At 53.6% G+C, this 23,867-nt stretch carries 23 protein-coding genes; 9 read left to right on the forward strand and 14 right to left on the reverse strand.

The genetic code is table 11. The features are described from left to right. From JAO79_RS16315 to JAO79_RS13070, 3 genes are all read left to right on the forward strand, one after another. Positions 1-366 (forward strand): hypothetical protein (locus JAO79_RS16315; protein WP_227664630.1); only part of this gene is annotated, 366 nt, incomplete at its 5' end. Between the two features lie 88 nt (positions 367-454). Next, entirely contained in the window at positions 455-1,255 is an 801-nt protein-coding gene (locus JAO79_RS13065) for a hypothetical protein (RefSeq protein ID WP_199007704.1), read from the forward strand. Positions 1,256-1,580: 325 nt separating this feature from the next. Continuing rightward, positions 1,581-2,195, forward strand: coding sequence for a tyrosine-type recombinase/integrase (locus tag JAO79_RS13070; RefSeq protein ID WP_092032349.1), 615 nt, complete (start codon positions 1,581-1,583; stop codon positions 2,193-2,195). Between the two features lie 155 nt (positions 2,196-2,350). Here JAO79_RS13070 and JAO79_RS13075 read toward each other — a convergent pair whose 3' ends face one another. The 3 genes from JAO79_RS13075 to JAO79_RS13085 are packed head-to-tail and all read right to left on the reverse strand — an operon-like array spanning position 2,351 to position 3,748. Further along, positions 2,351-2,752: a GFA family protein gene (locus JAO79_RS13075; RefSeq protein ID WP_199007705.1), complete on the reverse strand. Its 402-nt coding sequence runs from the start codon at positions 2,750-2,752 to the stop codon at positions 2,351-2,353. A gap of 10 nt (positions 2,753-2,762) precedes the next feature. Continuing rightward, entirely contained in the window at positions 2,763-3,143 is a 381-nt protein-coding gene (locus JAO79_RS13080; protein ID WP_199007706.1) for a hypothetical protein, read from the reverse strand. Positions 3,144-3,157: 14 nt separating this feature from the next. Continuing rightward, positions 3,158-3,748, reverse strand: a complete 591-nt coding sequence (locus JAO79_RS13085; protein WP_199007707.1) for an NAD(P)H-dependent oxidoreductase — start codon at positions 3,746-3,748, stop codon at positions 3,158-3,160. 121 nt (positions 3,749-3,869) lie between these two features. Here JAO79_RS13085 and JAO79_RS13090 point away from each other — a divergent pair, with 121 nt between their 5' ends. Beyond that, positions 3,870-4,229: a winged helix-turn-helix transcriptional regulator gene (locus tag JAO79_RS13090; protein ID WP_199007708.1), complete on the forward strand. Its 360-nt coding sequence runs from the start codon at positions 3,870-3,872 to the stop codon at positions 4,227-4,229. A gap of 172 nt (positions 4,230-4,401) precedes the next feature. Here JAO79_RS13090 and gspD read toward each other — a convergent pair whose 3' ends face one another. The 4 genes from gspD to JAO79_RS13110 all read right to left on the reverse strand — a co-directional run bounded on the left by gspD (position 4,402) and on the right by JAO79_RS13110 (position 9,651). Beyond that, on the reverse strand, positions 4,402-6,351 hold the full coding sequence (gene gspD / locus JAO79_RS13095) for a type II secretion system secretin GspD (protein WP_199007709.1): 1,950 nt from the start codon (positions 6,349-6,351) through the stop codon (positions 4,402-4,404). A gap of 32 nt (positions 6,352-6,383) precedes the next feature. Continuing rightward, positions 6,384-7,250 (reverse strand): type II secretion system protein N, encoded by an 867-nt coding sequence (locus JAO79_RS13100; protein ID WP_320158964.1) that lies wholly within the window; start codon positions 7,248-7,250, stop codon positions 6,384-6,386. Between the two features lies 1 nt (position 7,251). After that, positions 7,252-8,043: a type II secretion system protein N gene (gene gspN, locus JAO79_RS13105; protein WP_199007710.1), complete on the reverse strand. Its 792-nt coding sequence runs from the start codon at positions 8,041-8,043 to the stop codon at positions 7,252-7,254. Between the two features lie 114 nt (positions 8,044-8,157). Then, positions 8,158-9,651 (reverse strand): flavin-containing monooxygenase, encoded by a 1,494-nt coding sequence (locus JAO79_RS13110; RefSeq protein WP_199007711.1) that lies wholly within the window; start codon positions 9,649-9,651, stop codon positions 8,158-8,160. Between the two features lie 159 nt (positions 9,652-9,810). On the opposite strand from JAO79_RS13110, the gene JAO79_RS13115 reads away from it, so the two are divergent. After that, positions 9,811-10,668, forward strand: a complete 858-nt coding sequence (locus JAO79_RS13115) for a metal-dependent hydrolase (RefSeq protein ID WP_199007712.1) — start codon at positions 9,811-9,813, stop codon at positions 10,666-10,668. 58 nt (positions 10,669-10,726) lie between these two features. On the opposite strand, the gene JAO79_RS13120 is transcribed toward JAO79_RS13115, so the two are convergent. From JAO79_RS13120 to JAO79_RS13135, 4 genes are all read right to left on the reverse strand, one after another. Continuing rightward, complete coding sequence (locus JAO79_RS13120; protein WP_199007713.1) at positions 10,727-11,569, reverse strand: SDR family NAD(P)-dependent oxidoreductase; 843 nt, start codon at positions 11,567-11,569, stop codon at positions 10,727-10,729. A 270-nt stretch (positions 11,570-11,839) separates the two neighbouring features. Further along, positions 11,840-13,492, reverse strand: a complete 1,653-nt coding sequence (gene groL, locus JAO79_RS13125; protein WP_199007714.1) for a chaperonin GroEL — start codon at positions 13,490-13,492, stop codon at positions 11,840-11,842. Positions 13,493-13,567: 75 nt separating this feature from the next. Then, positions 13,568-13,855: a co-chaperone GroES gene (gene groES, locus JAO79_RS13130; protein ID WP_199007715.1), complete on the reverse strand. Its 288-nt coding sequence runs from the start codon at positions 13,853-13,855 to the stop codon at positions 13,568-13,570. Between the two features lie 197 nt (positions 13,856-14,052). Next, positions 14,053-14,562, reverse strand: a complete 510-nt coding sequence (locus JAO79_RS13135; protein WP_199007716.1) for an FxsA family protein — start codon at positions 14,560-14,562, stop codon at positions 14,053-14,055. Positions 14,563-14,691: 129 nt separating this feature from the next. Here JAO79_RS13135 and JAO79_RS13140 point away from each other — a divergent pair, with 129 nt between their 5' ends. Together JAO79_RS13140 and JAO79_RS13145 are read left to right on the forward strand one after the other, a co-directional pair. Continuing rightward, complete coding sequence (locus JAO79_RS13140; protein WP_199007717.1) at positions 14,692-15,453, forward strand: SDR family oxidoreductase; 762 nt, start codon at positions 14,692-14,694, stop codon at positions 15,451-15,453. A 22-nt stretch (positions 15,454-15,475) separates the two neighbouring features. Beyond that, positions 15,476-15,799 carry an MGMT family protein gene (locus JAO79_RS13145; protein WP_199007718.1) on the forward strand — a complete coding sequence of 108 codons (324 nt, stop codon included), beginning with the start codon at positions 15,476-15,478 and terminating at the stop codon, positions 15,797-15,799. A 42-nt stretch (positions 15,800-15,841) separates the two neighbouring features. Here the strand turns inward: JAO79_RS13145 and JAO79_RS13150 are convergent, their stop codons facing one another. Continuing rightward, entirely contained in the window at positions 15,842-17,356 is a 1,515-nt protein-coding gene (locus JAO79_RS13150; protein ID WP_199007719.1) for a fumarate hydratase, read from the reverse strand. A gap of 471 nt (positions 17,357-17,827) precedes the next feature. Between JAO79_RS13150 and JAO79_RS13155 the strand changes: the two genes are divergently transcribed. Further along, positions 17,828-20,659 (forward strand): hypothetical protein, encoded by a 2,832-nt coding sequence (locus tag JAO79_RS13155; protein WP_199007720.1) that lies wholly within the window; start codon positions 17,828-17,830, stop codon positions 20,657-20,659. Positions 20,660-20,717: 58 nt separating this feature from the next. Here the strand turns inward: JAO79_RS13155 and JAO79_RS13160 are convergent, their stop codons facing one another. Then, positions 20,718-21,782, reverse strand: a complete 1,065-nt coding sequence (locus JAO79_RS13160; RefSeq protein ID WP_199007721.1) for a CaiB/BaiF CoA transferase family protein — start codon at positions 21,780-21,782, stop codon at positions 20,718-20,720. A 177-nt stretch (positions 21,783-21,959) separates the two neighbouring features. On the opposite strand from JAO79_RS13160, the gene JAO79_RS13165 reads away from it, so the two are divergent. Then, positions 21,960-22,982 carry an AraC family transcriptional regulator gene (locus JAO79_RS13165; protein ID WP_199007722.1) on the forward strand — a complete coding sequence of 341 codons (1,023 nt, stop codon included), beginning with the start codon at positions 21,960-21,962 and terminating at the stop codon, positions 22,980-22,982. A gap of 4 nt (positions 22,983-22,986) precedes the next feature. Here the strand turns inward: JAO79_RS13165 and JAO79_RS13170 are convergent, their stop codons facing one another. Continuing rightward, positions 22,987-23,865: a hypothetical protein gene (locus JAO79_RS13170; RefSeq protein ID WP_199007723.1), complete on the reverse strand. Its 879-nt coding sequence runs from the start codon at positions 23,863-23,865 to the stop codon at positions 22,987-22,989. Positions 23,866-23,867: the final 2 nt, after the last annotated feature.

Consider the following 23,867-nt stretch of genomic DNA (forward strand, 5'->3'; position numbering starts at 1 on the left):
GCATGCATGTCGCAAGCGGATATTATTGCTCAAACCCAGAGGGTCAATGAAAGCTTCGACGCTATTGTTCCCGAGTCGCTGCTCACACCTCCAAAGGTGAGGTGGAGAAGAATAGTTTCAGTTTTTAATTTTGTAAGGCCTGTTCGACAGCTTTACTCAATTGCAGCTGATCCACTGTCAGCCGATCCAGATAAGTTTTTCGAATTGGTTCAAAGTGCAAAAAATGTCGTAGCCAAAGACTCCCGGATTGTCTCCCGGTCCATACCTGCTGCCAAGATGGCGGAGTTACTTAAGGTCGGAAACATAAGAGAATCAATTACGACTCACTTCTCTGAACAAGAAGTACAGCTGATAGCCAAGCGCTAACAATCGGCTGCACAGCGACCGATTTTTCGCCGCTTCGCGGCTCCAAACCGGCGCGTGAGCCGGGCGTTAGCGTTTTCGGGAGATAGCCATGCCTTTTATTAAAACCAAAGGTCCCCCAAAAGGGTTATGCAATATCTGCGGGACGCATGGCAAGCTGACTGAAGACCATGTGCCACCTAAAGGCACGATTAAGTTTCCTAGAATGACCCTGTACGGCATCAGCGAGGTGCTCAATGCAAAAACTGAAAAAGATCGGAAGGGGAGGGATTTTCAGCAAGGTGTTAAATTCCGAAGTATTTGCTCCGTCTGCAATAACGACTATCTCGGTGGGCTCTACGACCAAGAATTAAAAAATTTCGCTAACAACGTTGGCTCGTACCTACATAGTTTGGTGGCTCGCCCTAATGCGACCACTTTTCCCGTTGTGCCGGGCAAAATTATTCGTGCTGTATGTGGCCACATTCTCGCGCTCGGAGTCGAACGTTTTCCAAGGGGAGATATGGGCGATGCTATGGCGGATTTGGTATTAAACCCAGATAAAGAAATCCCAGACAGCCTACACTTTTACTACTGGGTCTATCCATTCTGGGATCAAGTGGCGATTCGCAATTTTGGTTTTCTGGTTCATACCGGCACACCGCCACTGGTTAGCTCCGTTTTAAAATTTTTTCCGCTGGCATTTATGGTTCTTTGGGAGCCAGCTACTGACTTCAGGAGATCGCTCGTCAGGCTAAATGACTTCTGTGTAGGTGCTGGCAATAATCAGGTGGATATACCGTTTCGTCTTACAAATATTCCGCCGCAGCGCTTCCCTGAGGCTCCTGGGGATTCCGGTGTTACGCTGCATGGTAGCGATTCATACTTTTCGAGCAGGTTGCGCCGATCCTGAACTACGCTAACCAATCGCTTAAGTACGTTCCCGGCCTCGCGGCCGTCCATCGGACGTCCCTGACGGGCCGCCGCTTAGCTTTGCTACATGGACTCCCCCTGCGGTCAAGCAACGCCATTTGATTCCGAAGCGGTTTGAGACTGCGGCTCTACATCCGGCCTCTTTGTGGGCGCTGTTGCCCGGGCCAGGATGATGATGCGTGTGAGTGATGACCTCCTTCGTTAATCGTCCTGCTCGAATGTTCGCTTTGCGACCAGGCTGGCCAGCAGGGAACAATTTTCTGAACCATACTTAAAGACCCTTACCCTCCGAAGAGGGCCACGTCATGACGTTTCCTACCAGCAAAGTTCCCTGGAACAAAGGGAAGCTCGTCGGCCAGAAGCTGCCGCTCAAACTCGAACAAATATGGGCTATCCGTATTCGGTTAGAGATAGCAAAGAACATCCGCGAACTGGCGATGTTCAACATGGCAATTGACTGCAAACTCCGATCCTGCGATCTGGTAAAGCTATTGGTTCGAGATATTTCCAGAAACGGTGAGGTTCTGGACCGGGCGCAAGTCATCCAGCAGAAGACCAGTCAGCCTGTTCAGTTTGAGATAACCAAAAAGACGCGCGAATCGGTCGAAGCATGGATCGAGCTGCGAGGACTCGCAGGTATGGATTATTTGTGGCCGAGCCGGATGCGAAAGTTCGACCATATCACTACTCACCAATACGCCCGTCTTGTCAAAAAGTGGATTACCAGCATTGGACTTGATCCTTCAGTCTACGCAACCCATTCAATGAGACGGAGCAAAGCGACATTGATCTACAAGAAGACCAAGAATCTTCGAGCCGTCCAGTTGCTGTTGGGACACACGAATATGTCGAGCACCGTGCGGTACCTTGGTGTCGAGGTCGAGGATGCTCTGGAGATAGCTGAGAGTATTGAAATTTAGGTGCGTAGCTTCTGTATTTGGTCCCTTTGGATGCCGCAAACGCTGCCAGCCCCGGTCGATGATCACCCTCGGGCTTCGATCAGACTCCTCCCGTCGCTAAACAAAAGCGAACGTTCAGAACTTGAAAGGCGGCCCGGAAAACCAGCCGCCTGCATTCATCGTTTCGGCAGCGGATCATCAATGTTGATGATTCTGCGGTCGTAGAAGAAATGACTACTGGGCTGGTAGCTCTCCGGAAGGGTGTGGTTGCGGTTTTTCAGAACCAACAGTTGTGAGATTAGCTTCCAGCCCATAGCGTTGGTGTTGTACAACACCTCGCCGCAATCAGTGCAAAACACCCTCGTCATGCGTTTGGTGGGGTGCTGAAAGGTTTTCACCGATTCCGCTCCCTGGGTAACCTCCACCTGCTCCGACTCCCACGCCAGAACGGAGTGGTAGGGCACCTGGAGCAGGTCCCTGCAGTCTTCGCAGTGGCAGTAACCGTGAACCTTGGGGGTACCGGTCATGGTGACTTCCACCGCGCCGCAATCGCAGTGGACGGCGTGTTGCTCAGTCATGGTTTTGTCCTCACGGCTTGTCCTCAACAATGATCGCGATCACGGTGTCATCTCCGACGTTGGTCACCCGATGGGTCCAGGCCTGATGCCACATCACATGGCCGTCTGGTACTTTGGCCTCCAAGGTGTCGCCGTTTAACAATTCAATGCTTAATTGGCCGCCCTGTTGGAAATACACTGTCTCATCGTGATGCCGATGCATGGCGTCGGATTCACCGGGCTCAAGAACCATTTTCAGTACCAGAACCTGATCGTTCTCCTTTAGCACATTGTAATAGTCCGGAGATGTGATATGGGCAGCCTGATGAGGCTCCTCCTCTGCGGCGACTAGACCAGTCACCGACAGGAGCATTGCTAACAGCAGCAGTCTTGGGTGTGTTTTGAGTGACATCATCGGCTCCTGACTTATCCCGGAATGTGGGCTTCAAGGTGTTGGGAAAAGCGCTGAAAGTCGTCTTCCACCTGCGGGTTTTTCATCACGTCGTAGCAGGCGAAGGTTTCGAGCGGTTCCATGGCAAAGAATCGGAAGTTCATGTGCATGGGAAACAGCAGGTCATCCACGCTTTTGCCCTGAAAAAGATATTCATTCGGATCGTCGAAGGATTCTTTCGGCGCGTTGAAGGTCAGTGAGATCAGATACTTCTTGCCTGCGAGGGTGCCGCCGGTACCATAATTCGCTTTGGGTGCCTCCTCGGTGCGGCCATCACCATGGCACATTGCGCCGCCCATGCCGGCGGTGTACACCTCGTCCATATACTTTTTGAAAGTCCAGGGCACGCCCATCCAGTTGACCGGAGTCTGCAAAATCACGATGTCTGCCCATTGGTGGTTTTCCAGTTCCTGGTCCACGTCCCAGCCTTTGTCCACCTCCACGATTCGAGTCTGATGACCTTTGGCCGTCAGAAGTTCGTCGGCCATCTGCACTAGGGTGCCGTTCAGTCTACCCTCAGCGAACGGGTAGTAATGATGGGCATTAATGATAAGAACGTTGCTCATGGGATTCTCCGATTTGGTCAGTTAGTAAGTAACTTATCCGTTGCAGGTATATTATGGTTACCTGTATTATCTGATCAATTAGTATACTTTTGGTAACCTACAAATTTTTTAGGGTGAGATTATGGGAAGCCATGTTGAAACGGACACAAAGGGAAGAAAGACTGCGATCAATGCTTGCCTTGAACCCTGTGCCATCGAGCGGGGTATGCGGATTATCGGCGGTAAGTGGACGGGGTCGATCATCTTTCATCTGAAAGACGGCCCGGTACGCTTCAACGACCTGGCCCGTATGCTGGGTGGCGCCAGCAAGAAAATGATTGATCAACGGCTGAAGGAGCTGGAAGCCCGACAGATGGTGGTGCGGAAAGTGATCAATGACCGGCCAGTAGCGGTGACCTACGAGCTGACAGACTTTGGGCGTAGTGCTTTGAAGATTCTGGACGATTTGCGGGTGTGGTCAGACGAGCACGACATTAAGTAACTGACCTGAAAAAGCGCGATGGATTCTTGAGTTGTGAATGTTCGCTTTGCGACCAAAACGGCCAACCTCAACATCTTGAAGCTAACCCCGAACACGAAAAAGGCCAGCTCCCGGCACGGCTCGCAAGCCTTAAGTGTGCCGGGAACTGGCCCCTTTCATGTCTGATCAGCGTTTAATAGCGGCGCCCATCAAACAGCATTTCCACCGCAGGTTCGGCATTAGGCTCCGGCAAGCCCAATTTCTCGCGAACCTCTAGATTCACATCCCACAAGCGGTTGAACTTCTGCAGAGTCGCTGCTGCCGCATCTTGCTTTCCAAGCATGATGGTCGGGCGTAGGAACACCAGCAAATTACGTTTCACACGACTCTCACTCTCAGACGAGAACAGCCGGCCCAGATACGGAATGTCGCCCAACAGCGGCACCTTACTCTTGTTGACCTGATAGTCGTCTTTGATCAACCCGCCCAGTACAACGGTTTCGCCGTCGTCTGCCAGCACCGTGGTTTTGATCTCCCGCTTATTGGTAATCAAATCAGAGGCTCCGGCTACTGTTGTCGCCGAAATATCCTCGGTTGTCTGTTCAACCACCATACGCACCAGGCCATCTGCGCTGATGGTGGGGGTTACTTTCAGTGACAAGCCTACGTCGCGGCGTTCTATGGTGGTGAATGGGTTGGTTGTCCCGTCGCCGGTGACCGTAGATTGTCCGGTGCGGAATGGCACGTTCTGACCCACAATAATTTCTGATTCCTGGTTATCCAGTGTAATGATACTCGGCGTAGACAACAGGTTTGCCGCCGACGCTGAGGACAATGCCTGAATCAGCACCCCCCACGTAATTCCGTTCTCGTCACGGTTGCCCGCACCAATGGTGACGCCCGAACCCAGTTGCGGCACCACGTCGCCAACCAACGCCCCAATCACAGAATTCAAGCCAACCATGCCCGAACCGCTGGTCAGGTTAGTGCCCAGTACTGGCAGAGCCGACGCGGATTCGTCGCCAGCGGCCAGTTGCACACCTAGCTGGTCGCCCAGCTCATCACTGATCTCAACAATCGCCGCCTCGATCATCACCTGAGCACGGCGAACATCCAATTGAGAAACGATCTGTTCCGCTTCTTGCATCAAGGAAGGGTCGCCGCGAACCACCAAGGCATTCAAACCCTCGTCTGCGAACACTGCAAAGTTGTTGTTCGGGTTACCTGCACTGCCACCGGCACCGCCAGAGCCGCCACTTTCTTTAATGGCTTCGCCCATAACGCCTTTGAGTATTTCGGTCAGGGTTTTGGCATCGGCGTGGCGCAGGCGGATGACTTTGGTTGTGCCGCCGCTTGCGGAGGGCTGGTCCAGTTTGCGGATCAGCACCCGCATCTTTTCACGGAAGACTTCGTCGCCACGCAGAATCAGGCGATTACTGCGTTCATCGGCCGTCACGTTGTATTTTTTGGCCACATTGTCGTTACCGGCACGGCCCAATTCACTTGGCGCCAATTCCTGCAGCAACTTCACCATGTCGCCAACCCAAGCTTCACGCAGCTGGATAACTTCCACCTCAGAACGGGAGGGGCTGTCGAGCTCACGAACGATCTGTTCGATGCGTTGAATGTTGGATGAGTGGTCACTCACGATCAGGGCATTGGCCGCCGCCACGCCGGCCAAATGCCCGTATTTAGCAACCAAGGGGCGAAGAATCGGCACCAACTCCAGCGCGTTGGCATTATCAATCTGGATAACCCGGGTAATCAGTTGTTCAGAGGGTGTTGCGTTAAACCGATCCAGTATTTCAGCGGATTGTTTAGCATCCACCTGTTGCACCACTTTCACGACCTCTTCGCCAGGAATGGCAGTAAAGCCGTGCACGTTCAGTACCGCCAAAAAGAGATCGTAAATTTCGTCTTTGCTCATCGGTGCGCTCGACAGCACCGTGACTTTGCCCTTCACTCGCGGGTCTACCACAAAACTGTAGCCTGTGATGTCCGCAACCTGGGTTACGAAGGCCCGAATATCGGCTTCCTTGAGATTCAGCCTCCAGGTTTCTTCCTGCGCCTGTGCCACGGCCACTAACGGCAGCAGAAAAACAAATAAGAGTGCCCTGAGGATGTTTGTTTTATGGTTATACATCTGGCGGTATCGTCCTGTATTGAATTGCCCGATCAATTGCGCCATTGCTCGGGAATGGCGTAGCTGACCGTAAGTAGACTTCCGTTACGTTCTATTTCTATATCCAGCCGCGGCTGGCTGCGCCATTCGTCAAACAACGCTTTATCCTGTTCAAAATCGCCCAACCGCTGACCATTCAATGCTGTGATCACATCACCGGGTTTCAGATTAACGGCGTTCAGCATGGCATTCGAGCCATCGTACACGTATCCGGATTGGCCATTGTCGCTGGCGGGGCTCAACCCGTAAGCGCGCAGAGCCGCTGCGCCCTGAGCATCCAGTTGAGCCCTGGCGCTGGCCAGAATGTCGTCAGGCGAACCTACGGGACGAGATTCTTCCTTTGGTGTTTTCGCCACAATCCCGTCAACCCCGAGCACCTCTTCAAAGGCCAGCGATTCATATCGCCCACCCCGTCTGATTAATATGCGAGTGGGCTCAACTTCAGCAAGTTCTGCGTTACCCGGCAGCCTATCGCCTACCCGGTAGTATTCCGTTTCTCCGTTGCTTCCGGCAACTATAGCACCGGAGTCTTCCGGACGCCGCCCTATCAACACGCCTTCCAGGCGTAATCTTAAGCCTGTTTCCGGAGCGGATTCCCGAATAACATCCGCTACACCGGACTGCGACTCAGGCCGGCCAAAAATTTCGTAACCGGCAATGGGGGCCAGATCATCGCCTTTCAGGGCACCTTGCGCGCCAGATACCTCTCCATATATTTCGGGTACAGGCTGATCGGGCCAGATAGACCACCAAGTCATGCGCGCGAGCTCTACTCCCAGGTACACAACCAATACAACCAAAAGCAGGTTCGCGAGCATGCGTGACAAGCGTTCTTGTGTTTTCACGGGTAAGCCAGACACGTCAGAAGCCTCCCGGCAACAGCGGTTGCTTCACCCGAAAGACCACATCGCTGGGTTTGCTGTTGCCAGACCACGGTTGTTGTGCCAAATCGACCATGCGTTTATACACGCGAATTTCCATCATGCCATTCCAAAGAATGCTGGCATCCGCTGCCGGGCCGTCTCCGCCCTGCTCCCAAATATCCAGTGCAACACCGCCATCTACGGTGTTCAGATTGGCTTGCATCGGCGGAAACCGGGCCTGCCCCGTCTGACTTCCCATTGGCCAGGTAACCATACCTCCATCCCAGCGCCCCAAACCCTCAGCGTGTTGTAGCCGCTCATCCGCCCAGCGCAGGTTCAGATGATCAATAGCGACCACACCTTCAATCATTGCACCACCGCTCTGACGGATCAGGTCCTTAAATTCTTCAACGGTTACCACTCCGCCAGCCGATACCTCAAAATTACCGGGCCAGCCGACCGTCGTCACGCCTTGTAACCGAGATTGTGACGAAGACACTGAAAACGCGATCGGAAGGGTCAGATCCGTGAACGAAGGCCAATCCAGCTGCCATTGAAGCCTGGCCGGAAAGCCCGCCAAATGTAATTTAGCGGCACTACCCCACACACTACCGGACACTTGTTGGACTTGTACCTGTGGCGGGAGATCAATCTGCCCCGACACTTGATGCCATGCCCAGCCAACAGGCATTCGAATGGCAAACGTCACCGTAAAGACAAGCACCCCAAGCAACAAGAGCAAGACTAACTTGCCAGGGCGAAAAAAAGATTTTGAGGAATCGTCACTCATTACATCGTGCACATTTAAAAGTCGGTTGCCGAGTCTAACAAACACCATTGCCAAGCGCATGATGAAAGCAAGAAAAAACCCCGCGAGGATGTGATCCAGCGCGGGGTTTTTGTGCTAGCCAAGCCCGAGTATGGCGGTAATTGGCTTTTTCCTCGGGGCGGATTTTGCAAACCTCAAGCCCGGTTCATTGCCCTTTGAAAAACGAATGACTGCTGTGTCACGCAAGTAACTTTGTACAACCTTCCATGGGCCACTATTGCCTTGCCTTGGCAATAGATGCCGGGCTCGTGCCACGTAACCCGACTGCAAATCCAGGAAAGGCGCATCAGAAAAATCGTCACGTCGGGCCTCGGGGACGCAGTACGGAATTCCGTGTTTATCCATGTAGTTGATCAACCGACAGCAATACTCCGCTATCAAATCCGCTTTCAGGGTCCAGGAAGAATTGGTATAGCCAAACGTCATCGAGAAGTTTGGCATACCGCTAACAAGAGAGCCTTTATAGATAAGAGATTCCCCCACCTTCACAGGGCACCCATCAACGACGGGCTTGACCCCACCGAATATCTGCATATCCAAACCAGTCGCTGTCACCACCAGATCTGCTTTCAGCACCTTGCCGGACTTCAGCCGAATTCCTTGCTCAGTAAAACTTTCGATATGGTCAGTAACAACCGAAGCTTGTTTTTCCTTCAGTACTTTGAATAGGTCTCCGTTGGGAACTGCGCACAACCTTTCGTCCCACGGATTATAACGAGGCGAGAAATGGGTCATATCGAAATCGCTGCCTAGCTGGCTTTTGGCTGCCATCAGCAAAAGTCGTCTGACCGCTTTAGGCCTCTGCTTGGAAAGCCGGTAAACACCCAGTTGGACACCAACGTTTCTTGCGCGAGCCAGTTTATAGACCAACTTTTCAGGTAACACTTTGCGTAAGCCAATAGAAATATGATCTTTCTCCGGTACAGACGCCACGTAGCTAGGCGACCGCTGTAACATCGTCACATGCTCAGCCTGACCGCACATCGCAGGCAGTAAGGTAACGGCCGTGGCCCCGCTCCCGATAATAACGACTCTTTTACCTTTATACTGAATGTCGTCTGTCCATTTCTGCGGGTGAACAACCTCTCCCTTGAATTTTTCAACGCCCGGAAACTCAGGTGTATAACCCGCTTCATAGTTATAGTAACCCGTACAACCCATCAGAAAATTGCACGTATAAACGCATTCTTCGTTGCTACCTTCCCGGATTGCAATAACGGTCCATCGTGCCTGCACACTGCTCCACTCGACACGGACAACCCGCATTCCATAGGTGATATGCTCCGTAATGCCGTATTCACGCGCCGTTTCTTTTATGTAATTCAGAATAGAAGCGCCATCTGCAATGCTCTTCTCGCTGGTCCATGGTTTAAAGCTGTACCCAAGCGTGAACATGTCAGAATCTGACCGAATACCCGGGTAACGAAACAGATCCCAAGTGCCTCCCATAGACGATCGGCTTTCCAGAATCGAAAATGTCTTTTGCGGGCAATTTCTTCTCAAATGAGCAGCTGCCCCTACCCCAGACAAGCCGGCCCCGATAATCAATACATCCAAGTGCTTACTCATATTACCTCCGCGCCAACAGGCCCATCACACAACCACCCTCCCGACCACACTAAAACAGCAGAGAGAACAGAAACTATAGACAATGCTACACTGCGCAATGTAACGTTGTACAGGTGATCAGTTGGTGAGCACAAAAATCAACACCATTTGGAGGCTAATATGAGTCAGCCCAACAAGAGAACGCCGATGTTAATGCCAACGAGACGCGACATTAGGTTCGCTTTGGACCCAAACATTATTAGTGAATGGCACTATTCCGGCGGCCCGGTTTTCACGACGTTTCTTAATATCTTTTCAACCATTCTCCCCGTCGGAGAGCGATTCTTTATCGATAGCGTTCGAGCTTACCGGGACAAAATAGAAGACCCTGAGCTCAAAAAAGCCGTCACAGCCTTTATTGGCCAAGAGGCTATGCATGGACGCGAGCATGAGGCATACAATTCCGCGTTCTTGGCCAAAACTCCGGCTGCCAGAACATTTGAATGGGGAGTCACCAAACTTCTGAAAAGCGCGACCAAATATGCACCCGAATCTTTCGGGCTTGCATCAACGATAGCTCTGGAGCATTTTACGGCCCTATTAGCGGACGGGGTGTTGTCCGAACCACTGCTCACCGAAGGCGCGGACCCGCAATATGCCGCTATGTGGCGCTGGCACGCGCTAGAAGAGACCGAGCACAAGGCCGTTGCTTATGATGTTTGGGATGTGGTGATGGGGCGAGGCACAGGAGCCTATCTGGGCCGAAGTGCCGGCTTCGTTACTGCGACCGTGATCTTTTGGGGTTTAACCATTCCTGCGTTTATCGCCGCTTTGCGCACAGAAGGCCAAATAGCCAACTGGGACGGCTGGAAGCGTTTTTTCAGATACACGATGGGAGATATAGGCTTGCTACGTCGTCAAATCGGCAATTATCTGGATTACTTTCGACCCGATTTTCACCCCTGGGATCACGACAACCGTGAGTACCTGCAGCAAATCGACCAGTTTCTCGCGGATCAGGAAACCATAGCCGCCTGATGATGAAGCGTCAGAACGCGGACTGTAAGCCTTGCAGTCCGCGCCCTTCTCAGGATGACTACCTCGCCGTGAACGCCAGCGATTTTTCCACCAAGGTTTGATACGAGGCCGGTAACGCCCGCGCCATGACATCCAGAAGCTTGGCATCTGGTCCGATCAGTATTCTGCGCTGATTACTCTTTACACCTTTCAAAATGACTGACGCCGCTTTCTCAGATGTGGTGATGAAAAGACTCTCAAACTGATCGCGCATCTCCTCGGCACTCGCTTGCTTACCGATACTCTCAACACTTTTGTTCATACGCGCATTTTTGACGATGTTGGTTTTTATACCGCCGGGATGAACACAGCTCGCGGACACGCTCCCCTTTTCCATATCCAGCTCTTGTCTGAGCGATTCTGTAAATCCTCTGACGGCAAACTTTGACGTATTGTAAGCACTTTGTGTGGGTTGCGAGAACAAGCCAAACACACTTGAAATATTCACCACATGGCCTTCCTCACCGGACGATTTTATGTACGGCAAGAAAGCCTTGGTGCCATATATCACGCCCCACAGATTAATATTGAGGATCCATTCGTAATCTTCCAACGGCGTGTCTTCAACGGTGCCTCCCATCGCCACACCGGCATTGTTAAAAATCAGATTTACCTTGCCATGATAATCAACAACTTTGTCGGCCCAGTTTTTTACCGCTGAATGATCAGACACGTCCAGTACGTCGTGGCACACGCTGACATCGTATTGTTTCAACTCAGCTACCGTTTTCTTCAAGCCGACGGTGTCCACATCACTCAACGCAAGGTGGCAACCTTCTTTCGCGAGGGCAATTGCAAGGGCTTGCCCAATACCCGAGGCGGCCCCGGTAATCGCTGCCACTTTATTTCGAAAACTTTTCATTGATTAAAACTCCGACAATTAGCAATCAGACCTGATGTTTAGGACAGAGACTCCAGTAAATCAGGCAACTCACGTCCATGCACGACAACCCAACCTACTCACACCAACAATTGTGACATGGGTCAATGGCTCATTTAACAAGAAAACTATAGCCCTGAGACTGCCGGAGAATCAAGAAATATAACCATACAAACAATAAAAAACCCCGAAAGCCAGAGACTTTCGGGGTTTTCGAACGCGATGGACGCGAGCGAATGAGTTACACGATGCTTACATCATGCCGCCCATTCCACCCATTCCACCCATGCCGCCCATGTCTGGCATACCACCGCCAGCACCTTCTTCAGCCGGCTCGTCAGCAACCATCGCCTCAGTGGTGATGATCAAAGACGCTACAGATGCAGCAGCCTGCAAGGAAGAGCGGGTAACTTTAGCTGGGTCAAGAATACCCATTTCCAGCATGTCGCCGTATTCTTCAGTTGCTGCGTTGTAACCGAAGGCCTTGTCGCCTTCACGAACCTTCGCAACAACGACTGAAGATTCACCGCCTGCGTTGAATACGATCTGACGCAGAGGCGCTTCCATCGCGCGGCGCAGAATGTTAACACCGGCTTTCTGCTCTTCGTTGATCGCATCAACGTTATCCAGAGCTGCGATAGCGCGAATCAGAGTGACACCACCACCTGCAACGATGCCTTCTTCAACGGCAGCGCGGGTAGAGTGCAGTGCGTCTTCAACACGGGCTTTCTTCTCTTTCATTTCTACTTCAGAGCCAGCACCGATCTTGATAACCGCAACACCGCCAGCCAGCTTGGCTACGCGCTCTTGCAGCTTCTCTTTGTCGTAATCAGAAGAGCTGTCTTCGATCTGCTTACGGATCTGCTCAACACGGGCTTCAATGTCAGCCTGAGCACCAGCGCCATCGATGATGGTGGTGTTCTCTTTAGTGACGTTCACACGCTTAGCGGTGCCGAGGTCATCCAGAGTGGTGTTCTCGAGAGTCAGACCCACTTCTTCGGAAATCACAGTACCGCCAGTCAGAATGGCGATGTCCTGCAGCATTTCCTTACGACGGTCACCAAAACCAGGCGCTTTAACCGCGTTCACTTTAACGATACCGCGCATGTTGTTCACTACCAGAGTGGCCAACGCTTCGCCTTCGATGTCTTCGGCGATGATTTGCAGCGGCTTACCCGCTTTCGCAACAGCTTCCAGTACTGGCAGCAGTTCGCGGATGTTGGAGATCTTCTTGTCTACCAACAGGATGAACGGGTCGTCCAGCTCTGCAGACATGTTGTCCTGGTTGTTGATGAAGTACGGGCTCAGGAAACCACGGTCGAACTGCATACCTTCAACCACGTCCAGCTCGTCTTCCAGACCACGGCCTTCTTCAACGGTGATCACGCCTTCTTTACCAACACGATCCATAGCGTCGGCGATGATCTTACCAATGGTTTCGTCGCCGTTGGCAGAGATGGTACCTACCTGGGCGATGTTGCGGCTGTCGTCGCAAGGAGTCGCCATTTCCCGGATCGCTTTAACGGCTTCAGCAGTCGCCTTGTCGATGCCGCGCTTCAGGTCCATCGGGTTCATGCCAGCAGTCACGGCTTTGATGCCTTCGCTAACAATTGCCTGAGCCAGAACGGTTGCAGTGGTGGTACCGTCACCGGCAGTTTCGTTGGCCTGGGAAGCAACTTCCTTAACCATCTGCGCGCCCATGTTCTCGAACTTGTCTTTCAGTTCGATTTCTTTCGCAACAGATACACCGTCTTTGGTTACGGTCGGAGCGCCGAAAGACTTTTCCAGAACCACGTTACGGCCTTTGGGACCCAGGGTAACCTTCACGGCGTCAGCCAGAACGTTTACACCTTTTACCATGCGCTTGCGGGCGCTATCACCAAACTGAACTTCTTTTGCTGCCATGTCTCTAATTCCTGTTCGTTAAACCGAAATTTGATCGATCGGATAAATGTTCGTTCGTGCGAGTCGCTTAGGCGATCACTCAAGCACGCCGTAGATATCGTTCTCGCTCATGATGAGCAGCTCTTCACCGTCTACCTTCACGGTATTGCCGGCGTACTGGCCGAAAACAACGGTGTCACCCACTTTGACTGCCAGTGAACGAGTTTCGCCATTATCGAGAATGCGGCCGTTGCCCACTGCGATTACCTCGCCCTGGGACGGCTTCTCTTTAGCGTTACCCGGCAGCACGATGCCACCTGCAGTTTTTTCTTCTTCTTCCTTACGGCGCACAACAACACGGTCGTGTAGCGGACGAATCTTCATTGCTCGGTTTCTCCAATAGTCAGATTAATGTGGCAATGACAATTGCTTGTTAAAAAATGTCTGGCCGGAAACCCCGGACCCGACAAACTGCCCGGTCTCCAAACATCTGAAAGTCAGAGCTTTTCAACCTGCGGCGAATCTGTGCAACTTAAATGGGGCTGCCCGATAGGTTTTCAACACCCCACGATGAAATTTTTTTACTTTTTTTCCAGCTTGTCCCGGTCCGACTCGGTCTGGTCCTGATACTCGCCTTCAATGATGTCGCCATCGGCATGGCGATCAAACGGACGCTGCGGTCCAAAAGGCCCCGAACCAAAACCGCCAGCCTGAAAGTGGAAGCTTCGGCTTTGCCCCGCAACCACCATACGTTTCATCGCTTGCCCGGCCAGCCAATGCCGTGTTCCCGGCAACAAGCAGAAGAAGCCAAAGGCATCGGTTATAAAGCCCGGTGTGAGCAGCATGGCACCGCCTACCGCCAAAATCAGACCTTCCGCTACTTCTTTCGCCGGCAGCTCACCACTGTTGAGGCGCTGATTCGCCTTCAACAAGGTCTGTAAGCCCTGCTTGCGTAGCAGCCAGGCGCCCACAATAGCCGTCAGAAACACCAAGGCAATCGTATTTAGCGCGCCAATCATGCCCCCTACTTTGATGAGCACCACCAGTTCGGCAACGGGCATGACAATAAAAAGAAACAAAAAAACCGGCATATTGGCCTCGAGATCGTGAATGTGTGTTCGGCAACGTCTGGTATACTCCGCGCCATACAAATAATGACTCAAAGCCACGGGCACACAGTTAATTCTTACCATCACTGAGAAACTAACTAAGGGCAAACCATGAAACTTCAAGACTCCGTAATCGCAATTACTGGCGGCGGCCAGGGTCTGGGCCGTGCAATGGCCGAATACCTGGCGGCTAAAGGCGCAAAACTGGCGCTGATCGACCTGATGGAAGACAAGCTGGCCGAAGCGGTTGAAGCCTGCAAAGCAGCCGGCGTTGAAGCCAAAGCCTACGTGTGCAACGTGGCCAAGGAAGAAGATGTAGAGAATACATTCAAAGCCATCGTTGCCGACTTCGGCCAGCTAAACGGCCTGATCAACAACGCCGGTATCCTGCGCGACGGCCTGATGGTGAAAGTTAAGGACGGCAAGCTTGAGAAGCGCATGGAGCTGAGCCAGTGGCAGTCGGTGATCGACGTGAACCTCACCGGCGTGTTCCTGTGTGGCCGTGAAGCCGCTACCCGCATGATCGAAAACGGTGATAAAGGTGCGATCATCAACATCGCTTCTATCTCTCGTGCTGGCAACATGGGCCAGAGCAACTACTCTGCCGCTAAAGCCGGCGTGTCTGCACTGGTGCCGGTTTGGGCGAAAGAGCTGGCCCGTTACGGCATCCGCTGCATGGGCATCGCCCCGGGTTTCATCGAAACCGAAATGACCGCCTCCATGAAGCCGGAAGCACTGGAAAAAATGACCGCGGGCATCCCGCTCAAGCGCATGGGTAAGCCTGAAGAAATCGCTTCAGCTGCCGCGTTCATCTTCGAGAACGACTACGTATCTGGTCGTATGATCGAAGTTGACGGTGCACTTCGCCTCTAGTCGGCGAATTGCGGAGTTCTAGGTGGGCGGAATCGATAACGAACCCACTAAAGAACAAAAAATCTGGCAAGTAGTGGCGGCGATCCCTCCGGGGAGCGTGGCCAGCTACGGCCAGGTTGCCGCCATGGCGGGGCTTGTCCGGCAAGCCCGGTTTGTTGGCCGGGCGCTGGGCAAATTGCCCGCCGGCCACAGCATCCCCTGGCACCGGGTACTCCGGAGCAACGGCCAGATCGCCTTTCCTGAAGGCACAGAAACCCGCCAACTGCAAACTGAAAAGCTGCGATTGGAAGGGGTAGAAGTAAACAAAGGGAAGGTGTCTATGAAAAGGTTTCAGTGGCAACCCTGAACCATCGCTCAGGGCCGCACTGATTAAAGCAGAAAACTCAGATTACACAGCCTTGGCTGCGATAATCTTCTCTTGCCACTCGACCGGGCCGGTCTGGTGCACAGAGCTACCACGAGAATCGACTGCCACGGTTACCGGCATGTCTTCCACTTCAAACTCGTAGATCGCTTCCATTCCCAACTCTTCGAAGGCCACAACTTCAGCACCCTTGATAGCTTTGGAAACGAGATAAGCCGCACCACCCACAGCCATCAGATACACCGCACCGTGCTTCTTGATAGCGTCGATGGCAACCTGTCCGCGTTCGGCTTTACCGATCATTCCGGTCAAGCCGGTTTTCTCCAGCATGGTGTCAGTGAACTTGTCCATACGGGTGGCGGTGGTGGGGCCAGCCGGGCCAACCACTTCTTCGCCCACAGGATCAACCGGGCCAACGTAATAGATGAAGCGGCCTTTCAGGTCCACTGGCAGCTCTTCGCCGCGCTCGATCATATCGACCATCTTTTTATGAGCCGCATCACGGCCGGTCAGCATCTTGCCGGACAGCAGAACGGTTTCACCCGGCTGCCAGTCTTTCACGTCTTCCGGGGTCACGGTGTCCAGGTTCACGCGGCGAACGTTCTCACCCACTTCCCAGGTGATTTCCGGCCAGTCGTCCAGGCTCGGCGGCGTTTGCAGCGACGGGCCAGTGCCGTCCAGCGTGAAGTGCGCGTGACGAGTCGCGGCGCAGTTCGGGATGATCGCAACCGGCTTGTTGGCAGCGTGCGTCGGGTAATCTTTTACCTTCACGTCCAGAACCGTGGTCAAACCACCCAGACCCTGGGCACCAATACCCAAGTCGTTCACTTTCTCGAACAACTCAAGACGCAGCTCTTCGGCACGGTTAGAGGCGCCGCGTTCTTGCAGCTCGTGAATATCGATCGGGTCCAGCAGGGATTCTTTCGCCAGCTCCATCGCCTTTTCAGCGGTACCACCGATACCGATACCCAGCATGCCAGGCGGACACCAGCCAGCCCCCATCTGCGGAATCATCTTCAGAACCCATTCTACAACCGAGTCAGACGGGTTCAGCATGGCAAACTTGGACTTGGCTTCTGAGCCGCCACCTTTCGCTGCCACGTGCACTTCAACGGTATTCCCCGGAACCATCTTGTAGTGGATGATGGCAGGGGTGTTGTCTTTGGTGTTCTGGCGCTTTCCGTCCGGGTCGGCCAAAACGGAGGCACGAAGCACATTGTCTGGATGGGTGTAAGCACGGCGAACGCCTTCATTGATTACGTCATCCAGCGCCATGTCGCACTCGAATTTCACATCCATACCGATGTTCACGAAAACGGTCACAATCCCCGTGTCCTGACAAATCGGGCGGTGGCCCTGGGCACACATGCGCGAGTTGATCAGGATCTGGGCCATGGCGTCTTTCGCCGCCTGAGACTCTTCCTTCTTGTAGGCCTCGTACACGCCCTGAATGAAATCCTTCGGGTGGTAATAGGAAATAAACTGCAGCGCATCGGCTACGCTTTCGATCAGGTCGTCCTGGCGGATTACGGTGGTCATAGTCGCCTCATCAGCTTTCTGATTATGGAAGTGCGCAGAACCGCAAAAGTGGCCCTGCTGATAAAGGAAGCGAGAGTTTACCAGAAATTTCGACACGCGAGGGATGCGACGGAAGGCGAAACACACTATGACCTCACTAGCCGGAATCTATGACGCCCTCAGGCTGTTTTTGAAACAAATTGTTAAATTCCTCGGCCGCAGCCTGCCCTAACTCGACAAACCCCTAAACGCACTCTATTTTTCAAGGAGGCAACTCCATCTGTGCGAGGAGGGGTTGCAACGCAGAATCACACTTTTGGCTGATCAACACTTGCCAAGGTGTCGCTATAGTCAATGCTACAGAAATTGGCTTAACGTGCTGGCTACGATTTCAGACAACTAAGCAGAACAGGCAAAAGAGCGGAATTCAGGGGCCGACCGGTTCCGTCTAAGCCGGATATAACGATACAACAACAGGAAAAGGTTCCACCCATGTTCAAGAAAACTCTACTAAGTCTTGCCGTGGCTTCTACTTTAGGGTTGACGGGCTGCTTTGATAGCGCAAGCGACAACAGTAACGCTAACCCAAGTCCGAAATACAAAGACTCTTCTATTGATGGGAAGACTTGGCCGGTTTTTAATCCGGCGACCAGTCAACTGCCTCTGCCAAACGACTTGATTTTTGATAGCAAACAAGGGGACGGAACCTTTGGTGTAGCGGACACTAAACCACCGGTCACTACTGCGCTCAATGAACTTTCCGGCGCTTCCACCGTGGCCCCTGCCGTTATCCAAACCAACGGTCAACTCGATGAGAGCACTGTAGTAGCAGGAAAAACGGTGCACCTGATCGAACTCGAATACGCTAGTGGCGATCCCGTACGCGCCCTATCCAACAGCGAGCCACCCACACTGGCAGTAGCTTTGCAAAAACCACCAGTGTCTTTCCGGGCAGACGTTGAATCACTTGACGGACAATCGGCTATTCGAATTCTCCCACTCAAACCCCTAAATCCTCAGAAACGTTACATTGTACTAGTGACAACCGGGGTTAAAGACATCAATGGCGACTCCATTGTTCAAGACCCAGTATATCGGAACATTACCGGCACAGGCACTGCAGAAAACCCAAATGACGGTCTCTTAAGTTCGGCACTAGCTCCTGTTCGCAGCTTGGTGAACGGCCTATGGGAACCTGTGGCAATGAAATACGCCGCAGCTGTCGGAGCTCCCGTAACAGAGGAGCAGATTGCGCTAACTTACAGCTTCACAACGTCCAATGATGCAAAAGTTCTGCAATACATCGCCGAGCCCGCCGCCTGGTTTGCTGACCAGATTACAGCCTTTGTTCGTACGAGCGCCGTCACTGCGGCCCGCGACGCCGGAGCTTCCGAGTATGCAGATCTCGCAGCGGCGGCAAATGCGGCTATAGCTCAATTCCCGCAATCACTTCCTGAGAACCCGGCATCCCCCCTGAATGCGGTGTTCGCGCCCACCGGGCCTTGCCCGATTAGCGGCCCTGCCGATTTAGGCGCTGGCTCCATTGACTGCTTGTCGACGTCTCTTGCCTCGCAATTCCGCGATGCATTGCCAACGCCGCTTCCGGGTGTTAACCGTAACGTATTTGATGGAACCAGTTTCACTGACGCAATCACCATTGACAACGGAACCATCCAGCCCGTTGGCCTTTTATCAGCCGTTGCTGGCAGCATCCCCGGTGCCGATAGTGTCTTAGCCGTTCAGGGAAGCGTTTCGCTCCCCTATTATCTTGGCGACACGCCCGCCGGCATCGCCGGTGACAATGCCGTAAACTGGGTTGCGGACAAACCACTAGCCGAGTCCCTGAACACCACTTTCTCGGCCCTGGGCCTGAGTCTGCCGCAGGCGGATGCCTCCGTATCCAAGGCCGTTAATTACGTCTTCCCGTTCCCGAAGCGGCAGAGCACCCAAGAAGCGCCCATGTTGGTACTCTACCCCAACAGCGGTGAGGAGCGCGGCGTGGTCATGTACCAGCACGGCATTACCACGGATCGCAGCGCTGCTCTGACCTTTGGCACCGCACTGGCAGCCCAGGGTTACGTGGTTGTCGCCATCGACCAGCCACTACATGGTATTGCACCTTTCACGACTGAAGAACAGGAGTCTCTGGCGCTTAAACTGCTCGTTGCAGGTGGCGCTACCGAATCAGAAGCACAAGGGCTCGCTCCGCTAGTTATAGGCGGCAATGAAGCGCAACTCGCAACCGCTCTCGGCGAGGGAACCGCCACTCAGGAAACGACACTCAAAGCGCGCTCCCTGATCAATACTGTGGCTAACGCCGGCAGTACCATCCCCGGCCTCGCGCCGGATACATTTGAGCGCCATTACGGCCTGTACGCCACCCCTGCGGGTACACCGGCGCCAATGGAGTTCGACCCCGCCAACGCAGCCGGTACCGACGGCTCCGGCAGCTTCTTCATCAACCTCCAGAATTTCCTGGCCGGCAGGGACAATATTCGTCAGAGCGTTGTTGACCAGTTGAATCTGCGCGCCACGCTGGCCGGTAGCCCTGCAGCGAGCCGTGCAGGCATGACACTTCAGAAACCAGCAGCAGCGGGTGGAGATGACGGCGCGCTGACTATCGACATCAACGATCCCGTCTACTTTGTTGGCCACTCGCTCGGCACCATCACTGGCATGCCGTTCCTATCAGCCGTCAACGAGGATCAGATCGCGGATACCATTTTCACCGCACCTGACGGCAGTAGCTCATTGCCATCTGCGTTCAACAATATCCAGTCGGCCAGCCTCCTGACACCGGGCGGCGGTGTGGTTCGACTGCTGGAGAACTCGCCGTCGTTCGCACCTCGCATTCTGTTTGGATTGCAGCAGGCCGCTGGGTTGGAGCAAGGCGACGCAAATCTTGAGACGTTCTTCAACGTTTTCCAGGCTGCGATCGATTCAACCGATCCGGTAAACTTCACTGCCTCACTTGGCGCAGGGGGAACACCAATCCTATTGTCTGAGGTTGCAGGAGATAATGTGATTCCGAACGCCGCTGACAAGAAACAATGGAGCATTGATGCTTTGTCGGATACCTTCTCGCCGGCAGTAACAGGCCTGCCTGTACCAGTATCCGTTGATAGCTTCAGCGCTCCCCTGGCTGGCACAAAGCCCCTGACCATCGGTCTTGGAGGTGACCAGCTGACTACATATCAAGCGGGTGATCACGGCACTCCGGTCTCGGCTAATAATGATGCTGTATTTGGCGGCATGGTCTGCGAGACCTTGGTGACCTTTGGCGTCGGCCTAGCGGAACTGCCTGCATTCTGTACCGCGCCCTGATAGACCCAACTGGGCAGAATGAAAGAGGGCTCCCATAGCGGGAGCCCTTTTTGTGTCTCTAACACCCCATATCTCGGAACACCGAACCAAGTTGTTTCTGGAATTCTCCATCCCCCCGATCCCTCTCAACAACCATCGCCCTAGCCTTCATCTGCGGATGCTCCGCTGCCTCTTCAATCGTCAACACCGGCTCCACACAGGCATCCACGTGCGCAAAAATCTCGCGCCACTCTGCAAAAGTTTTCGCAGCCACTTTTTGTTTTATGGCTTTTTTCAGCGCCTGCTGCTGTTCCGGATTTTGGCTTAGGGCAAAACTCTTCATCTCCGGAATTTCCAGCGCATCGCACAAACGCGCGGAGAACTGCGGCTCCAGGCTTCCTACGGACAGCCATCGGCCATCGCTGGTCTGGTAGTAGTCATAAAAGGTGCCACCGTTCAGCATGCCGCTCTCTGGCTTCTGAGTTTGGCCGCCAGCGATGGCTGCAGCACCCGCCATGGCGTTCATAGAAAAGGCTGCGTCGGTCATGCTGATGTCAATGAAAGCGCCCTCACCGGTTTGCTGGCGCCGTATAACGGCCGCCAGGATACCCATTACCGCATGATGAGAACCGCCGGCCACGTCGGCGATCTGTATACCCATGGGCGGTGGCCCACTGTCGGCCCGGCCGCAGTGGCTGGCCACGCCCGAAATGGCAAGGTAGTTAATGTCGTGGCCGGCTCGATCTTTGTAGGGGCCGGTTTGGCCATAGCCAGTAATGGCACAATAGATCAGATTAGGATTGATGGCTTTAAGAGCTTCATAACCAATACCGAGGCGGTCCATCACGCCGGGGCGAAATTGCTCCACTACCACGTCGTATTCTTTGACCAGTTCTTTGATCTTTTCGGCACTGCCTTCCTGTTTGAGGTTAAGCTCTAAGGTTTGCTTTCCGCGCCCCAGGTAGGAGTATGCCGTACTGAACTTGCCATCAAACGGCGGTAACACCTTCACCAAATCTACTCGGTCTGGCGCTTCCACCCGTAGTACCTCAGCACCCATATCTGCCAGCATCATAGTGGCGTAAGGCCCGGGCAATAACGTGCTGAAATCGAGGACTTTCAATTCTTTGAGCGGGGCGGTCACGGCAATCTCCTGTTATTTTGTTAGTCGATGAACTCATGCTGCCGTTTTTTCATGCCTCGGCCAACTACCCGTTTGGCCAATCCCATTGGCGAAATCTTCCATCTTCGCGGTCATTCAAGCGGTTGCATTGTCTTTCTGGGCACTTATGATGAATGGCGTCTCACAAAAGGTTCGTGTATGTCTGCTCTTACGGTTTCCAGGCACTTTGTTGAAGCATCCCTCACCGGCGCCGAGCGCTTGGGTTTTGATGTTCGCGAACTGTTACTGGAAGCCGGCATCTCGCCCGATTTACTGCGCATTGAGAAAGCCCGGGTTAACAGCGCCCAATTCAGCCGATTGATGCAAGTGATCTGGGCAAAAACCGGTGATGAATTCATGGGCATGGGGCCAAGGCGTGCCCGATCCGGCACGTTTGCCACCATGTGTGAGCTGGCGATTAACTGCCAGACGTTGGAGGAAGTGTTACGGCAAACGTACGAGTTTTCTCGCCTGTTCGAACCCATGGCGGGTATGAAGCTAGAAATCCACGAAAACAGCGCACGACTGGTGTCGAAGATTGAGGGCGAATACTGCGACCCGGACCACTTTCTTCAGGAAAGCTTGCCGGTGATCTGGCACCGCCTGGCCAGCTGGCTGATCGGTCAGCCGGTGGAGCTTGAAAAGGCCGAGTTCCATTACGCCAAGCCCGAACACGGTGATGAATTACGGCATATTTTCCGTTGCCCACTGGCGTTTGAATCAGACTGCACCGCCCTCACCTTTAACAAACGCTTTCTGTCGGCTCCAGTGATTCGGGACAAGCCCGAGATGCGCCAATTCCTGAAAACCTCTCCGGCGGATTTGCTATCCCGGCCCGACGAAAGCAATACCTGGACCGGCCGCATTCGAGGCTTGATTGGCCGGGACTTCTCCAAGCCCATGCCAGATTTTGACTGGATAGCTCAAGAGCTGCACACCAGCCCGCAAACGCTTAGGCGAAGGCTGAAACAGGAGAATACGTCGTTTCAGGAGATAAAAGACCTGCTGCGGCGGGATATGGCCATTTATTACCTGAGCCATCAGGATTTGCCGATCAATGACATTGCCGAACGAGTAGGTTTTACCGAACCGTCCACGTTCCATCGTGCGTTCAAGAAGTGGACGGGCGTGACCCCGGGCGCCTGGCGCGATGGCGAACGGGGCAATCTGGCGGTGAACTAAAAACTCAATTGCCGGCACTGCCTTGCTGAAGGTTACGGATGAGGCGCCCCAAGGTTCGGGCGATTTCGCTCACCTTCGCCGGATTGTGGGCAAGCTGGAACAATCTCGAACCATCCCTAGGGTCGTAGATCCAGCAGGCACCTACAACCGCCTCGCAATCCCAGCGAGGCTGAGGGTTTACACCATAAACCGGAAGCGGACTTGTTTTCCGAACCAGTGTACCGTCGATCTCCCGTCGCACTTGCTGAACGGTCAGCTCGCTGTCGTTTATCGTCACCCGATACTGAATATCCGCTGGCCGATCCAGGCGCACAACGGTTTTGTCTTTCCGCCAACCGTTCGCGTCCAGCAAAGCATTCAAGTGGATCGTCAACGCCTCCCGGTCGGTTTTCGCGAGATACAATTTACGCAGGCTTGCCAATCCTTCTTCACCTGCGGGCTCGATCACCGCCACGGGCTCTTTAACCACCACGTTGCCCTCTACCAATGCCCGGGCATTCGCTTTGCTTTGCTTTTCGATATCGGTAATCAGCTTCAGTGACTGCTGATAATGCTTGCCGTCTGCACCCACGCGACTCACATACCCTTCAAGGGCTGATCGCGCTTCGTTAAAATGCTTGGCTTGTAACATGGCCCGGCCACGGTAATACAGGTACTCCGCGGGTTTCTCGCCTTTCATTACCTGAAGGCGATTCAGGTACTCGCCGGCTTCACTCCAACGTTCCGCGCTCACAGCTTCTTCGGTGGCCAGCATAAGACGGCGAATTTCATGCTCCGGCTCCAGCGACTGAGCATGACCAACACCAACCAACGAGCACGACAACACCAATCCGGCCAACCATGAAAGGGGCGCGGGCATACGCCGTTTGCGAGTTAACAACATAC

Origin of the sequence: Marinobacter litoralis, from assembly GCF_016427555.1 — a bacterium.
Taxonomy (GTDB): Bacteria; Pseudomonadota; Gammaproteobacteria; order Pseudomonadales; family Oleiphilaceae; genus Marinobacter; species Marinobacter litoralis_A.